Annotated in this window: 11 protein-coding genes; 7 read left to right on the forward strand and 4 right to left on the reverse strand. The window is 59.5% G+C overall.

Translation table 11 applies throughout. The features are described from left to right. Positions 1–6 precede the first annotated feature (6 nt). Both rpoD and dnaG read right to left on the reverse strand, forming a co-directional pair. On the reverse strand, positions 7–1,950 hold the full coding sequence (rpoD, locus tag GMO_RS10335; RefSeq protein ID WP_008852341.1) for an RNA polymerase sigma factor RpoD: 1,944 nt from the start codon (positions 1,948–1,950) through the stop codon (positions 7–9). 157 nt (positions 1,951–2,107) lie between these two features. Further along, the gene (dnaG, locus tag GMO_RS10340; protein ID WP_008852342.1) at positions 2,108–3,937 is read right to left on the reverse strand and encodes a DNA primase; all 1,830 of its coding nucleotides are present in this window, start codon (positions 3,935–3,937) and stop codon (positions 2,108–2,110) included. Positions 3,938–4,292: 355 nt separating this feature from the next. On the opposite strand from dnaG, the gene GMO_RS10345 reads away from it, so the two are divergent. The 5 genes from GMO_RS10345 to GMO_RS10365 are packed head-to-tail and all read left to right on the forward strand — an operon-like array spanning position 4,293 to position 9,371. Next, positions 4,293–5,543 (forward strand): NAD(P) transhydrogenase subunit alpha, encoded by a 1,251-nt coding sequence (locus tag GMO_RS10345; RefSeq protein ID WP_008852343.1) that lies wholly within the window; start codon positions 4,293–4,295, stop codon positions 5,541–5,543. Next, positions 5,540–5,884 carry an NAD(P) transhydrogenase subunit alpha gene (locus GMO_RS10350; RefSeq protein ID WP_040509233.1) on the forward strand — a complete coding sequence of 115 codons (345 nt, stop codon included), beginning with the start codon at positions 5,540–5,542 and terminating at the stop codon, positions 5,882–5,884. The genes GMO_RS10345 and GMO_RS10350 overlap by 4 nt, the downstream gene beginning before the upstream one ends. After that, on the forward strand, positions 5,881–7,302 hold the full coding sequence (locus tag GMO_RS10355; protein ID WP_008852344.1) for an NAD(P)(+) transhydrogenase (Re/Si-specific) subunit beta: 1,422 nt from the start codon (positions 5,881–5,883) through the stop codon (positions 7,300–7,302). The genes GMO_RS10350 and GMO_RS10355 overlap by 4 nt, the downstream gene beginning before the upstream one ends. Before the next feature lie 31 nt (positions 7,303–7,333). Beyond that, on the forward strand, positions 7,334–8,365 hold the full coding sequence (gene adhP / locus GMO_RS10360) for an alcohol dehydrogenase AdhP (protein ID WP_008852345.1): 1,032 nt from the start codon (positions 7,334–7,336) through the stop codon (positions 8,363–8,365). 22 nt (positions 8,366–8,387) lie between these two features. Beyond that, on the forward strand, positions 8,388–9,371 hold the full coding sequence (locus GMO_RS10365; protein ID WP_008852346.1) for a zinc-dependent alcohol dehydrogenase family protein: 984 nt from the start codon (positions 8,388–8,390) through the stop codon (positions 9,369–9,371). A 4-nt stretch (positions 9,372–9,375) separates the two neighbouring features. Here GMO_RS10365 and GMO_RS10370 read toward each other — a convergent pair whose 3' ends face one another. Continuing rightward, a complete protein-coding gene (locus tag GMO_RS10370) occupies positions 9,376–10,329 on the reverse strand; it encodes a cation diffusion facilitator family transporter (protein ID WP_008852347.1) in 954 nt (317 codons plus the stop codon). 383 nt (positions 10,330–10,712) lie between these two features. Next, complete coding sequence (locus GMO_RS10375) at positions 10,713–11,168, reverse strand: GatB/YqeY domain-containing protein (RefSeq protein WP_008852348.1); 456 nt, start codon at positions 11,166–11,168, stop codon at positions 10,713–10,715. 262 nt (positions 11,169–11,430) lie between these two features. Here GMO_RS10375 and carA point away from each other — a divergent pair, with 262 nt between their 5' ends. Both carA and carB read left to right on the forward strand, forming a co-directional pair. Continuing rightward, positions 11,431–12,792: a glutamine-hydrolyzing carbamoyl-phosphate synthase small subunit gene (carA, locus tag GMO_RS10380; protein ID WP_008852349.1), complete on the forward strand. Its 1,362-nt coding sequence runs from the start codon at positions 11,431–11,433 to the stop codon at positions 12,790–12,792. 3 nt (positions 12,793–12,795) lie between these two features. Next, a complete protein-coding gene (gene carB / locus GMO_RS10385) occupies positions 12,796–16,050 on the forward strand; it encodes a carbamoyl-phosphate synthase large subunit (protein ID WP_008852350.1) in 3,255 nt (1,084 codons plus the stop codon). Positions 16,051–16,098: the final 48 nt, after the last annotated feature.

Genomic DNA, 16,098 nt, shown 5'->3' on the forward strand with positions numbered 1-16,098 from the left:
ACCGGCTCAGTTGTCGTCGAGAAAGGAACGCAGCTTGCGGCTCCGGCTTGGATGCTTGAGCTTTCGCAGCGCCTTTGCCTCGATCTGGCGGATACGCTCACGGGTCACATTGAACTGCTGCCCGACTTCCTCAAGCGTGTGATCCGTATTCATGCCAATCCCGAAACGCATCCGCAGCACGCGCTCTTCACGCGGCGTCAGAGACGCCAGAACGCGCGTCGTAGCCTCGCGCAGGTTGGTCTGGATCGCCGCGTCCAGCGGAATGACGGCTGTCTTGTCCTCAATGAAGTCTCCCAGATGGCTGTCTTCCTCGTCACCGATCGGTGTTTCAAGGGAGATCGGCTCCTTGGCGATCTTCAGAACCTTCCGGACCTTTTCCAGTGGCATGCCCAGCTTTTCAGCCAGTTCCTCCGGAGCCGGCTCACGCCCGATCTCATGCAGCATCTGGCGCGACGTACGAACCAGCTTGTTGATCGTCTCAATCATATGAACCGGAATACGGATCGTCTTGGCCTGATCCGCGATCGACCGCGTGATTGCCTGGCGGATCCACCAAGTGGCATAGGTCGAGAACTTATAACCGCGACGGTATTCGAATTTGTCCACGGCCTTCATCAGACCGATATTGCCTTCCTGAATGAGATCCAAGAACTGAAGACCGCGATTTGTGTATTTCTTGGCAATCGAGATCACCAGACGCAGATTCGCTTCGATCATCTCCTTCTTGGCACGCGTGGAATCACGTTCGCCACGGGAAATGGTCGCGTAGACACGTCGGAATTCCCCAACCGGAAGCCCCGTCTCGTGGGAGAGGGTTGCAATCTCGGCCCGCAGGCTACGTAGCGGCTCGAGATGCTTGGTCGTCAGGTTTTTCCAGCCCTTGCCCGGCAGTTTGCAGATCATGTCGATCCAGCTTGGATCAAGCTCGTGACTGCGATATTTCAGCAGGAAGTCGTCGCGGGAAATCTTGCAGCTTTCCGCCAGACGCATCATGCGCCCTTCAATCCCGTTCAGACGCTGGACATGCAGTTTGATCTGCGCCACCAGTTCTTCGATCCGGTTGTTGTGCAGATGGACCTGCTCCACCAGACTGACCAGTTCATGGCGCAGGCTTTCATACACTTCCTCGGACTTGTCCGGGTAATCCTGCCCTGATGTCAACGCTTCGATCCGCTTGATCTGAAGCTGACGCAGCTTGTGATAGAGCGGCTCGATGGCTTCGAAACGGGCAAGAATTTCCGGCTTCAGCTTTTCTTCCAGCGCGGACAGGGACAGACCGCTGCCTTCCTGCTGTTCGCCGTCGCCTTCCTCGGCATCGTCATCGCTGTCCGTATCGTCGCCGTCTTCGCTTTCCTCGCCTTCACCTTCGGGTCCCGGCTCACCAGCCTGACTGGCCTCCAGATCCACGATATCACGCAGGAGCATTTCCTCGTTCTTGAGGCGCTCATGCCATGAAATGATAGCGCGAATGGTCAGCGGACTTTCACACAGCCCGCCAATCATTTCGTCACGACCGGCCTCGATCCGCTTGGCGATCGCGATTTCGCCCTCACGGGAGAGAAGCTCAACCGACCCCATCTCGCGCAGATACATCCGGACAGGATCGTCCGTTCGGCTGGCAGCTTCGGCATCGACGTTGCCGCCCTGCGGCTCGTCCGATTCCTCTTCGCTTTCCTTTTCCTCGCGCGGTGCCTCGGGCTCTTCCTGCTCTTCGTTCTCAAGGACCTGAATGCCCATTTCGGACAGGGCCGCCATGACGTCCTCGATCTGCTCGGAAGACATCTGATCCTGTGGCAGGACGGCATTCAGCTCGTCAAAGGTGATGTGTCCCCGTTCGCGGCCCTTGGCGATCAGCCGCTTGACGGCAGCGGACTGCGTATCAAGGAGAGTTGTATCCCCCTCCTGTTCCTGCGCGTTCCGTTCCGTACCAGAGGCTGTTTTCGTCGCCATGCGTCTCTCCGTCAACTCCGCCGTAAGCAAGCAATTCGGCAGGGTGCAGGTGGTCCATCCTGATTTCTAAGTCAAGGTCAGCAATCAAAAGAATGCAACTATTGATGCTGAAAAAACGTTGCGGGCTTTCTGACCCAGCGCTTTCAAGGGACCGTTTCTAGACGGTTTCTCCCCGCCGCAGCGCTTCCAGAACCCGCATCCGCGCCAGCAGGCCCGGCGGGAACGACGCCCCACTTTCAGCCGCTGGCGGAGCATCGGGTGCGTAGGCTTTCATGATCTCGGCCTGGATATCGGTGGTGACTTCCCTTTCAAAGTTCTGGAAATTCACCAGCCCGTAAAAGTGCCACCAGCTTTCCACGACTTCCACTTTCATCACGTCGTCGCGGTCCCGTCCGCCACCGATCTCCCGAGGCATCGGCCCATCAAGAATGCGATCCGCAAGATCGACCAGTCCCTGGGCCTCAAGCCATGCCCTTGCCTTTTCACATATAAGGTCATCCTCCTGGCAGAACCAGTCCAGCAGGGCAGCGCGCAGCATTTCCAGATCCGGTGGCAGGACGAGGCTGCCATAGGCCTGCTCCACCTGGGTCAGGATGTCGGGATGATGCAGCACCAGAGCCGTCAGGACGTTCAACCGCTCCAGCGCGCCTTGTTCTACCGGACGCGACCCTGTCGAAGCCTGTGTGGAAAGCGGCAGAGTCTTTTCTCCATCCTTCCGCTGGAATTTTTTTCGACGGAAGCGGGCGAAGAACATGTCCAGCAATGTGCTGCGATATTCAGACGCAAGCGCTCGGTCGGGGATCAGACGGGACAGTGCCACCAGTTTCTCTCGCAGTGCAGCCCTCTGGTCCGGACCGGGATCCACCATCCCCGCCGTCAGCAATCCGAACAGTTCTTCCGCAAGAGACGTCGCGCCCTGAAGGATCTCCACCATGGCCGCCGCACCGCGACTGCGAATCAGGCTGTCAGGATCGTCCCGGGGGTCCAGACGGCAGAAGCGCAATGTCCGCTCTGATGACAGCAGCGGCAGCGCCACCTCACAGACCCGCAGCGCCGCCCGCGCTCCTGCTGCGTCGCCATCCAGACACAGAATGGGCGATGGAGACATGCGCCAGAGCAGTTCAAGCTGCTCTTCGCCCATAGCCGTTCCCAAAGGCGCCACAGCCCCGGGGAAACCAGCCTGAGCCAGTGCGATCACGTCCATGTAGCCTTCGACGACCACGAGATCGGCACCTTTATGGACGCCCTCCCGCGCGAGATCGAGGTTGTAAAGGGTACGTCGTTTGGCAAAGAGCGCCGTCTCAGGGCCGTTGAGATACTTGGGCTGGCCATCGCCAAGTGTCCTGGCGCCGAACGAGATCAGCCGCCCACGGCGGTCACGGATGGGAAACGTGACGCGATTGAAAAACAGTTCGCCTTTCGGGGCGCCACTTTCATCGACACGCATAATTCCCGCACGCGCCAGCATCTCCGCGGTCACCCCTTGCGGGCGCAATTCCTCGACAAGTCGGCGCCCGTCTCCGGACCACCCCAGACCGAAACGCTCAATCGTTTCATCTGCTACCCCCCGCCCCCGGAGATAAGCCAGCCCTTCCCTTCCTTCGGGAAGGTAAAGCCGCCGACGATAACTGGCCTGCACCAGTTCCAGCACGTCTGCGAGAGATCTGGCTTCACGGCTACGCGCTTCTGTCCGGGGGTCGGATTTCGGAACCTCCAACCCGGCTTCCGCCGCTAGTTGCTCTACGGCTTCGGGAAAACTGCGCCCCTCACTCTGCATGACATAAGAGATCGCATCCCCATGCACGCCACAGCCGAAGCAGTGGAAATGGTCGTCATAAATATAGAAAGACGGCGTTTTTTCGCCGTGGAACGGACAACATATCTTCCAGTTTCGCCCCGAACGGACAAGCTTGTTCCGGCGCCCAATCAGGGACGGCAGAGGCGTGCGGTTGCGAATTTCGTCCAGAAAGGCGGCATCGAACGCCATGGGTCAGAAAAAATCCCTCTCGGTTTCAGGGAAACGGTTTCAGAAAACAGGCCATTCTTCTCATACAAGAGGTCATTCATGACCGGAAGTGAAAGGGAAGTTCCGTAGCATCCTTGCCCTCGCAGAGACGTGATAATGACCTCAACATAATTATTTCAAAAAATGTCCATTATTTTCGGTGGGTTCGGGAATGGCCCAAAAGTTCCCTCCTGAAGTTATTTTTTTCTTTTGACACTCATCAAGGGCCTGAGTGGAAATAAGGCGTCATGTGACATTTGAATCAGGACGCAGGTCCGGGCTTCATGAATATCGGCACTTTCCTGCGCTCCGACAGATAGACGCAGGATTGCAATTTATGGCTGTCAAAATCGCAGTACTGAAGGAAAAGGACGAAGGAGGCGAACGGCGCGTCGCCCTCATCCCGCAGGTTGCTGGCCGACTGGCCGGCCTCGATGTGTCCTTTTCGATGGAGAACGGAGCAGGTCTCGCCTCTTCTTATCCCGATGAACTCTACAAGGGCGTGACCCTGTCACCGGACCGCAACGCAGTGGTTTCGGATGCTGATATCGTTCTGGCTGTCCAGCCGCCTGCACTGGATGTCGTCGGAGCGATGAAACCAGGCGCCATTCTGATTTCGTTCATTTACGGCCGGAATCATCCCGATCTCGTCAAGGCCCTGCGGGACCGGAAGATCACGACGTTCGCCATGGAACTCGTGCCCCGCATTTCCCGTGCGCAGGCTATGGACGCCCTCTCCAGTCAGGCAACACTGGCAGGGTATTACTCCGTGCTGCTCGGCTCGGTGAACATGCCCAAAATTTTGCCCATGATGACCACAGCCGTCGGCTCGCTTCGGGCGGCACAGGTTCTGGTCATGGGGCTGGGCGTGGCCGGCCTTCAGGCCCTTGCCACCGCCAAACGCCTCGGCGCCATTACGGAGGGATATGACGTCCGCCCCGAAACGAAGGAAGAGGCGCAGTCCCTCGGGGCCAAATTCGTTGATACGGGGGTGGATGCCACCGGTAAGGGCGGATATGCCCGCGAACTGACGGATGAGGAAAAGCAGAAGGTCCGCAAGGCCCTGAGTGATCACATCGCCCGTTCGGACCTGATTGTGACCACCGCCGCCGTTCCGGGCAAACGCGCCCCGCGCCTGATCGATGCGGAACAGATCAAGGCCATGAAACCCGGTGCCGTCATCGTGGATCTCGGCGCTGAAGGCGGCGGGAACTGCGAGGGCACCGTCACGGGGCAGACCGTCCAGGTCGGGCCGACGAAAATTATCGGTCCGGTCAATGTGCCGTCGATGCTCGCGGAACAGGCCAGCGAACTTTACTCCAAGAACATCATGCATCTGCTTCAGGCCATCGTCACGAAAGACAAGGGCATCACCCTCGATTTCACGGACGATGTCATTTCCGGCACCTGCCTGACCCATGACGGCTACATCACGAATGACGGCATCCGTCAGGCCGTTGATCCCAACTCGCCTGCTCCGCCTGCCCCTGCACTCGCCACTCCCGCTCCCGCAGCGGCGACACCGGCGGCTTCGGAACAGACCCCGGCTGCACAGCCCGCCACGTCCGGCAAGGAGACTGCGCAATGATTACCGCAATGACCTTCGTCATCGCCCTCTACATTTTCATGCTCGCGGCCTTCACGGGTTACGAAGTCATCAGCCGCGTTCCCTCCATCCTTCATACGCCGCTGATGTCGGGCTCGAACTTCGTTCATGGTATCGTGGTGATCGGGGCGCTGGCAGCCCTGTTCAATGCATCCTCCGTGCTTGAACAGGTCGTTGGCTTTTTCGGTGTCATGCTCGGCGCCGGCAATGTCGTCGGTGGCTATGTCGTGACAGACCGGATGCTGGCCATGTTCAAGCCAAGCGCCAAGAAGGGCGCCGCGCCTGCCCAGACCACTCCCGCCAAGGAAGGGGCCAAGGCATGATCATCCTTGATTACATCGTCGCGTTTGCCGGACTGATCGCATCCTACCTGCTGATTTCCGGTCTCAAACGCATGTCCTCTCCCGTCACAGCCGTTCAGGGTATCGTGACAGCGGGCAAGGCCATGATCTTCGTCGTGGCTGTCACCTTTCTCCAGATTTTCAACGTGTCGGATGCGGCCCAGCCTTATCTGCCGATGAACGTCGTTCTCGCCATTGCCGCTCTGCTGATCGGTGGTGGCTGGGCTGGCTGGAAAGGCCGTCGCGTCGAGATGACGGCCATGCCGCAGATGGTCGCCCTCTTCAACGGCGCCGGCGGCGGCGCGGCGGCGGCCGTTTCCGTCATCGCTCTCACTGGCCCCAAGGATAACGGGTATCTGCCCCTGTTCGTGACGGTCGCGGGCGGGCTGATCGGCAGCATCTCCCTTTCCGGCTCCCTGATCGCCTGGGCCAAGCTGGATGGACGCCTGAAGAAACCCATGCGCTTCTCGGGCCAGCGTGTCTTCAATGCCGCGCTGTTCATGATCGCGCTTCTGTTCGGCTTCATTTCCGTCGCGCTGTTCCATCAGCCGGGTGGCGGCTTCTTCACCTTCCTATTCTTCGCTACTGCGCTGGTCTTTGGCATTGCCATGACCGCCCCGATTGGCGGCGCGGACATGCCTGTCGTCATTTCGCTGTATAACGCCTTCACGGGTCTTGCAGTGGGACTTGAAGGTTACGTCATGGCCGATCCGGCCCTGATGATTGCCGGCATGGTGGTCGGTGCAGCCGGCGCGCTGCTGACGATCATGATGGCAAAGGGCATGAACCGCTCCATCTCCAACGTACTGTTCAGCAATTTCGGCGAAGCGGCGAAAGCCGGCCCTGGTGGCCCGCAGAAAGAAGCAAAATCCGTCAGTCCGGCGGATGCTGCCACCACGATGCGCTATGCATCCTCGGTCATCATCGTTCCGGGTTATGGTCTGGCTGTCGCACAGGCGCAGGGCAAGCTATACGAATTCGTCAAGCAGCTTCAGACTGATGGCGTGGACGTGAAATTCGCCATCCATCCCGTCGCTGGCCGTATGCCGGGTCACATGAACGTCCTCCTCGCCGAGGCAGGCGTTCCTTACGACATGATTTATGACATGGATGACATCAACGACAGCTTCGCTGACACCGATGTCGCCCTCGTTATCGGCGCCAATGACGTGGTGAACCCCTCCGCCCGGACAGACAAGTCCTCCCCGATCTATGGGATGCCGATCCTCAACGCCGACAAGGCCCGTCAGGTCTTCGTCGTAAAGCGTGGCATGGGCATGGGATATTCCGCCGTCCAGAACCCGCTGTTCTTCCAGGATAACTGCGCCATGGTCTTCGGAGATGCTTCCGCAGTGCTCTCCAAGATGGTCGAGACCGTCAAATCCCTCGGCACATCGTAAATCCCGAAGACACAAGCAAGGAAACACCCTCATGGCCGATACAATGCAAGCCGCCGTCGTTCGTGAATTTGGCAAACCGCTCAGCATCGAGCGGGTGCCTGTTCCCGAGATCCGTCCGAACCAGATCCTGGTAAAGGTGGAGACCTGCGGCGTGTGTCACACGGACCTGCATGCTGCCCGGGGAGACTGGCCAACAAAACCGAACCCTCCCTTCATCCCCGGCCATGAGGGCGTTGGTCGTATCGTTGCGCTCGGCAGTCAGGTCGGCGATTTCGTCAAGGTAGGAGACCGGGTCGGCGTTCCCTGGCTCTATTCTGCCTGCGGGCATTGCGAACACTGTCTGGGTGGATGGGAAACGCTGTGCGAGAAGCAGGAAGACACCGGTTATTCCGTCAATGGCTGTTTCGCGGAATATGTCGCGGCTGATCCGAACTATGTTGCTCACCTTCCAGAAAATATTGACCCACTGGAAACATCCCCCGTCCTCTGCGCCGGCCTGACCGTTTACAAAGGACTGAAAATGACGGAGGCCCGCCCTGGCCAGTGGGTTGCAGTCTCTGGCATCGGTGGTCTGGGACAGATGGCTGTCCAGTATGCCGTCGCCATGGGCATGAATGTCGTGGCGGTGGACATTGACGATGGCAAGCTGGAAACGGCCAAGAAGCTCGGTGCCGTCCTGACTGTCAACGCTAAGGACAGGGACCCGGCGAAATTCGTCCAGCAGGAAATAGGAGGCGCCCACGGCGCGCTCGTGACCGCCGTGGGCCGCACGGCCTTCGCACAGGCGATGGGTTATGCCCGTCGCGGCGGCACCATCGTCCTGAATGGCCTGCCACCAGGAGATTTCCCGATCTCGATTTTCGATATGGTCATGAATGGTACCACGGTCCGTGGTTCCATCGTGGGAACACGACTGGACATGATCGAGGCTCTGGATTTCTTTGCACGTGGCAAGGTGAAATCCGTCGTCACGGCTGACAAACTGGAGAACATCAACACCATTTTCGACAATCTTCAGAATGGTCGCCTTGCGGGCCGTACCGTCCTCGATTTCCGGTCCTGATTCTAAGCTGGGAGACCACGCCATGTTCGCCATGCAGCTCAATGCGCATCATACGCCCCTCGTCGGAATCGAACTGCCCGACCCCGAACCCGGCCCGGATGAAATCCGCATCCGGATCGGGGCCTGCGGCGTATGCCGTACGGATCTGCATGTCGTAGATGGTGAACTTCCCCACGCGAAACTCCCCATCATTCCCGGTCATGAGATCGTTGGCCGGATCGATAAACTGGGCAGCAACGTCAAGGGACTTTCCCTTGGCGAGCGCGTGGGCGTTCCCTGGCTCGGCCATACCTGCGGGCACTGTTATTACTGCACGCACGGCATGGAAAATCTCTGTGACCACCCTCTCTTCACAGGGTTTACCAAAAATGGTGGCTACGCCACCATGACCGTCGCAGATGCCCGCTATGCCTTTCCGATGGGAGACAAGGGAGAAGACAAGGATCTTGCCCCCCTGCTCTGCGCCGGACTGATCGGCTGGCGCTGTCTCAAGAAAGCCGGTGACGGAAAGAAGATCGGCCTGTACGGCTTCGGGGCTGCAGCCCATATCATCATTCAGGTCCTGCGCTGGCAGGGACGTGAAGTCTACGCCTTTACTTCACCTGGCGACACACAGAAACAGGATTTCGCCCGTTCCCTCGGTGCTACATGGGCTGGAGGTTCGGATGAACTTCCCCCCGAAGAGCTCGATGCCGTGATCCTGTTCGCGCCGGTTGGGCCGCTCGTTCCAGCCGGACTGAAAGCTATCCGGAAAGGTGGACGTGTCGTCTGTGGCGGCATTCACATGAGCCCCATCCCATCGTTTTCCTACGACATCTTGTGGGAGGAGCGCGAGATCGTTTCGGTCGCCAACCTGACACGGGCAGACGGACTGGAATTCCTCAAACTGGCACCAGAAGTCGGCATCAAGGTCACGAACACGCCCTATCCGCTTAAGAATGCCAACAAGGCGCTGGACGATCTGCGCCATGGCCGCTTCGACGGTGCAGCCGTCCTGATTCCCTGATCCCTCACAGGGGCGGCGGCAGACCGTCCCTTTTGTCCTGTGCCTCGATATACATCCGCCGGACCATCGGAAACCGTGTCCGCACGGTTTTTTCCAGCGCGGAGACACCACGTTCCACATCCCCGGCCAGAAGCGTGTCTTTCCAGTCCAGGGACAACAGGACGATGACACTGTCCGGGCCGCGTGTCTCCGTCACGACCTCATTCACACCGACTACTCCCGGCAACTTACCGGCTTCGAGCCGCACAAAAGCATCAATTTCAGGATTGCTTTCCCCGACCAGAAGAGAGCGCGTCTCGTTCGTCAGAAGGCCCGCCACCACCACCAGCACGCCCCCGATCAACAGAGACGCCACACCATCCAGCACATGCAGTCCCGTCATGGCGTCGACCACCGTGAAGACCAGCGCGATCGTCAAACTGACAAGGGCGGAGCCGTCCTCGAACACAACGACAAAAAGCCCCGGGTCAGCGCTCCGCCGGATCATGCCCCAGAGGGAAACGCCTGCCTTGCGCGGCATGGATCGAATGGCGGCAACAAAGCCATATCCTTCCAGAAGGCCCGAGATCAGCAGGATGCAGACATTCATCCACCATCCTGGGAAAACATGTCCCGCCACTCGTACCATTGGCATCGCGGCCGGATGCAGCACCTTTTCCATACCTTCATAAAGGGAAGCCACACCGCCGCCCACGAACAGCGCCCCTGCGACAACCAGTGTCCAGAAATAAAGCTCCCGGTGATAACCGAGCGGATGCTCTTTCGTAGCCGGCACAAGAGAGCGCTTCATACCCATCAAGAGCAGAACCTGATTGCCGCAATCCACAAAGGAATGAACAGTTTCCGCCAGCATGGCCGCTGATCCGGTCAGGAGCGCCGCCACACCCTTCACGCAGGCAATCGACAGGTTCACGCCCAGCGCGATGTAAACGACTTTTGTAGATGACCCTGCGGACATGATAACCCTCTCTGCCTCAGTTACGATCCTGCAGTGTAGCATGCGCCCACGGTGTCAATTTATCCGCCCGGATAGTCTAAACAACGCGGCATAAATCGACGACGTTTGACATCCCGCATAACCTGCAATGGAAATACAAGTAGGAGAAAGAAGCAGGCGGTATTTTCCTGCTGGACATTCCGGATGCAACTCTATGGCTTTCGCCAGCGCACGATCCGGCCGCCAGAACCAGACCCCCCTTCCCTGGCCGCCAATTCATGTCCGGACATACCACACAGCCATCAGACAATCTTCCGGAGTGGAACAGAACGCGTTACCGCCAGGCAGCCGAAAGGCCGCTCCCTGAGAAGCGGCCCCTTTTTATCGAAAAACCGGAAACGGTCTCAGGCTGATAATCGTGCCTTGACGAGACCACTGGCTTTTGCCGGGTCCAGATCCGCGCCGAAACGCTCTTTCAGGACCCCCATGACCTTGCCCATATCCTTCATGCTGGCCGCACCTGTGGCTTTCACGGCCTCTTCGATCGCGGCTTTCAAGGTGCCCTCGCTCAGTTCCGGCGGCAGATAGGACTGGATCGTGGCGATCTCGCCCTCTTCATTCTCCGCCAGTTCCGGACGTCCTCCGTCACGATACATCTTTGCTGATTCCGTGCGGGACTTGATCATGGAACGCAGGGCGGAAATGATGTCAGGATCAGCCACCTCCGCGCCACTGGCTCGTGCGGCAACGTCCAGATCCTTGATTTTGGCGGTGATCCCGCGGATCTGGCTCACCTTGTCAGACTGACCGGCCTTCATGGCGGCCTTGAGGTCATCCATGATCTGCTTGCGAAGCGACATTTCGCTCTCTCCTGATTTTCATGACCGTCCATAGAGGTTTTCCTGCCCGCAGAGGGAGAAAACGGTCCGGCAATTCTGGCCCGACCCTATCAATCCCGCTAGGTCCTGTCGATGCGCCCTTCAATGCAGCCGCTTCCCAAACGGGAAAATTTTTCCCAACCCGTAAAATATTCGATCTTCATGTCGGGAAAAAACTTCCCATCTTTTATCCAATCCCTTATCTGAGGATGGACGTGAACACGGAGCCGGAGACAGGGCGACCATGGACATCGACAGAATCATAGAAAAAGCCGGCGGCGCGGAAGAAATCGCCACCCTTGCTGGCGTCGGACTGGAAGCCGTCCGCAAATGGCGGCAATCCCGGACCGTACCGACCAAGCACTGGCCCGCCCTGCTGCGCGTTCCCGGAATCGAACTCCAGGATCTGACTTCCGCTGAAACCCCGCAAGAAAGAGAGACGGACGTGTCCAATTCCTGCCCTGCCGGCGCCAATGCCACCCTTGTCCTTGCAGATGGCACGGCCCTGTGGGGCCGGGGCTTCGGGGCGCATACCGATGGCGCTGTCGGTGAACTCTGCTTCTCCACTGGCATGACCGGTTACCAGGAAACCCTGACGGATCCATCCTTCGCCGGGCAGATCATCACCTTCACTTTCCCGCATATCGGCAATGTCGGCACAAATGCTGACGATAACGAAGCCCCGAAGATGGCTGCTCTTGGCGTTGTCGTGAAGGAAGATGTCACGGCCCCCGCCAACTGGCGCTCCACGGAATCCCTAGACGCATGGCTGAAACAGCATGACCGGGCCGGCATCAGCGGCGTGGATACACGCGCCATCACGCGCGCCCTGCGGAATAACGGCCCCCAGACGGCCATTCTCGCCTTCCCTGCCAACGGACGCATCGACACGGACACCCTGCTGCAGCGCGCCCGCCGGTGGCCCGGCCTTGAAGGCATGGACCTTGCAAAGGACGTCACCCGTCCCAAGCGTGTCTGGACGGAGGGAGTGTGGGAAAACACGCGTCCGGTCCGCACCGAAAACCGCCGCCGCGTCGTCGCCCTCGATTACGGCGCCAAGGACAACATCCTGCGCTGCCTCGTAACCGCCGGTTGCGACGTCACGGTTCTGCCTGCCACAGCCACGGCCAAGGACATTCTGGAACTGAAACCCGAAGGTGTGTTTCTGTCCAATGGCCCGGGAGATCCGGCGGCGACCGGCACCTATGCCGTTCCCGCTATCAAGAGCGTTTTGGATGCTAACGTTCCAGTCTTTGGCATCTGTCTTGGCCACCAGCTTCTCGCACAGGCCCTCGGTGGCAAGACCTACAAACTGGAGCGTGGCCATCGCGGCGCCAATCAGCCGGTCAAGGATCTTTCGACCGGCCGCGTGGAAATCACCAGCCAGAACCATGGCTTCGCTGTGGACGAGAAGTCCCTGCCCGCCGATGTGAAGGTGACGCATGTGAGCCTGTTTGATGGCTCCAACGAAGGCATCGCCTCCACTACAAAGGACGCCTTTTCCGTCCAGTACCATCCCGAGGCCAGCCCGGGCCCGTCTGACAGTTTCTATCTTTTCGAGCGTTTCGTCGCGGTCATGGACCGTCGCGCTAAAGCAGGAGCCTGAGCCATGCCCAAACGGACAGACATCAAGTCCATCCTGATCATCGGCGCCGGCCCGATCGTCATTGGACAGGCCTGCGAGTTCGATTACTCCGGCGCACAGGCCTGTAAGGCCCTGCGTGAGGAAGGCTATCGTGTCATCCTCATCAACTCCAACCCAGCCACAATCATGACCGATCCGGGTCTGGCGGACGCGACCTATATCGAGCCGATCACGCCGGAATTTGTGGAGCGCATCATCCTCAAGGAAAAACCCGACGCCGTTCTGCCGACCATGGGCGGACAGACAGCTCTGAACGCGGCCATGGCGCTCGACAAGTCCGGCTTCCTGAAAAAACATGGAGTGGAACTGATCGGTGCGGACGCAGAGGTCATTGACCGTGCGGAAGACCGCCAGAAATTCCGCGAAGCCATGGACGAGATCGGGATCGAAAGCCCGCGCAGCGCCATTGCTCACACACTGGAAGAAGCCCGTAAGGCGCTGAAAGAAGTGGGACTACCCACGATCATTCGCCCTTCCTTTACCATGGGCGGCGCTGGCGGCGGCATCGCCTATAACCGTGAGGAGTTCGACCAGATCGTTCTTGGCGGCCTGGACGCCTCTCCCACGACGGAAGTGCTGATCGAAGAGTCTGTTCTGGGATGGAAAGAGTACGAGATGGAAGTGGTCCGCGACAGGGCGGATAACTGCATCATCATCTGTTCCATCGAAAACATCGACCCGATGGGCGTGCATACCGGTGACTCCATTACTGTCGCCCCTGCCCTGACGCTGACCGATAAGGAATACCAGCGCATGCGGGACGCCTCACTGGCGTGCCTGCGCAAGATCGGTGTCGAGACGGGCGGCTCCAACGTGCAGTTCGGCGTCAATCCGGCTGATGGCCGCATGGTCGTCATCGAGATGAACCCGCGCGTCTCCCGCTCTTCCGCGCTGGCTTCCAAGGCTACTGGCTTCCCGATCGCCAAGGTCGCCGCCAAGCTGGCCGTTGGTTACACGCTGGACGAACTCAAGAACGACATCACGAAGACGACCCCAGCCTCCTTCGAGCCGACGATCGACTACGTTGTCGCCAAAATCCCTCGCTTCACGTTCGAGAAGTTTCCTGGCTCTCCGGCCCTGCTTTCGACGTCCATGAAGTCGGTCGGCGAGGCCATGTCCGTGGGCCGCTCCTTTGCCGAAGCGATCCAGAAGGGCTTCCGGTCCATGGAGACGGGCCTGATGGGTCTGGATCCGGTTGAAGCGCCCGGCGACGGATCCAAGGATGCCTATCTGGCCGCCCTCGCCGAGCCACGCCCGGAACGCATCCTGATGGCGGCACAGGCACTTCGTGCTGGTCTGACGGTTGAGGAAGTTCAGCAGGCATGCAAATTCGAGCCGTGGTTCCTGCGCCAGCTTGAAGGCATCATCGCATCCGAGCGTGACGTTGAGAAGAACGGCCTGCCCAAAGACGTCTACGGGTTCCGTCGCCTCAAGGCTCAGGGTTTCTCCGACGCCCAGCTCGCTTACCTTTCCGGCCAGAGCGTCCCGGATGTTGCGACACAGCGTGAGGCTCTCAACGTCGTGCCGGTCTATCGCCACATCGATACCTGTGCGGCCGAGTTCGCCTCCGACACGCCGTACTTGTACTCCACATATGAAGGCGGGTTCAGCACACCGGAATGCGAAAGCCAGCCGACAGGCCGCGACAAGATCATCATTCTGGGCGGCGGCCCGAACCGGATTGGTCAGGGCATCGAGTTCGATTACTGCTGCGTTCATGCCGCCTACGCCCTGCGTGAAGCCGGCTTTGAAACGGTCATGGTCAACTGCAACCCGGAAACAGTCTCCACGGACTACGACACGTCCGACCGTCTGTATTTCGAGCCACTCACAGCCGAAGACGTCATCGCCCTGATCCGGACGGAAGCAAAAGGCGGCCGGATTCTGGGCTGCATCGTGCAGTACGGCGGTCAGACACCGCTCAAGCTGTCCCGGGCGCTCGAAGATGCGGGCATCCCCCTGCTCGGCACCCCTGCGGACGCCATCGACCGCGCCGAAGACCGCGAGCGTTTCCAGGCCATGCTCCGCAAGCTAGGCCTGCGCCAGCCAAGGAACGGCATCGCCCGCACCCCGGCGGAAGCCGAGAAGGTGGCGGAAGACGTGGGATATCCGGTCGTGGCACGGCCATCCTACGTGCTGGGCGGCCGCGCCATGGAAATCGTGTACGACAGGCCCGGCCTGAAGCGTTACCTTAATGACGTTTTGCGTGTGGCCGGACCCGAAGTTTCCACTGGTCCAGTCCTACTCGACCATTATCTGAACGACGCCATCGAGGCGGACGTGGACTGCATCGCTGACGGCGAGACGGTCTATGTCGCGGGCGTAATGGAACACATCGAGGAAGCCGGCATCCATTCAGGTGACTCCGCCTGCTCCCTGCCGCCCTATACGCTCTCTCCGGCACTGGTGACGGAACTCCGTTCCCAGACGGAAGCCATGGCCCGTGAACTTGGCATCCGTGGCCTCATGAACGTGCAGTATGCCATCAAGGACCAGGAAGTGTTCGTCCTTGAGGTGAACCCGCGCGCATCCCGTACCGTCCCGTTCGTCGCCAAGGCAACAGGCGTTCCGGTTGCGAAGATAGGCGCCCGCGTGATGGCTGGCGCACGCCTTTCGGAGTTTCGTCTGGATGGCGGGGCCGTCTCACCCCATGTGGCCGTCAAAGAAGCCGTCTTTCCGTTCCACCGTTTCGCAAACGCCGATACGATCCTTGGTCCGGAAATGCGCTCTACCGGTGAAGTCATGGGGCTGGATTCCAGCTTCGAGCGCGCCTTTGCGAAGTCCCAGCTTGCTGCTGGCGTAAAACTACCGCTTTCGGGCGCAGTTTTCCTCTCCGTCCGCAACAGTGACAAGGCGCATGTCCAGTCCATCGCCCGCAAGCTGGTCGAGATGGGCTTCACCATTCTCGCCACCGCCGGTACGGCGGACCGGCTGGAAGAGGCGAACATTCCCGTCCAGCGTGTCAACAAGGTCATGCAGGGTCGTCCAAACTGCGTAGATGCGATCCGCTCTGGTGATGTGCAGATGGTCATCAATACCTCTCAGGGCGGCCAGGCCGCGCGGGACAGCTATGACATCCGCCGCAGCGCCCTGACCATGGGAATTCCGCATTACACCACCATTGCGGGTGCCCGTGCCGCAACCTATGCCATTGCTGTCCTGAAAGAGGGCAATCTGGGCGTGGCACCGCTTCAGTCCTACTTCAAGGGCGAATTCTGAGGCATTCTCCCGTCCATGCCGGACATGGACGGGAGCCGATCAGCTTTG

This window comes from Gluconobacter morbifer G707 (genome assembly GCF_000234355.1).
In the GTDB taxonomy this organism is placed as follows: domain Bacteria; phylum Pseudomonadota; class Alphaproteobacteria; order Acetobacterales; family Acetobacteraceae; genus Gluconobacter; species Gluconobacter morbifer.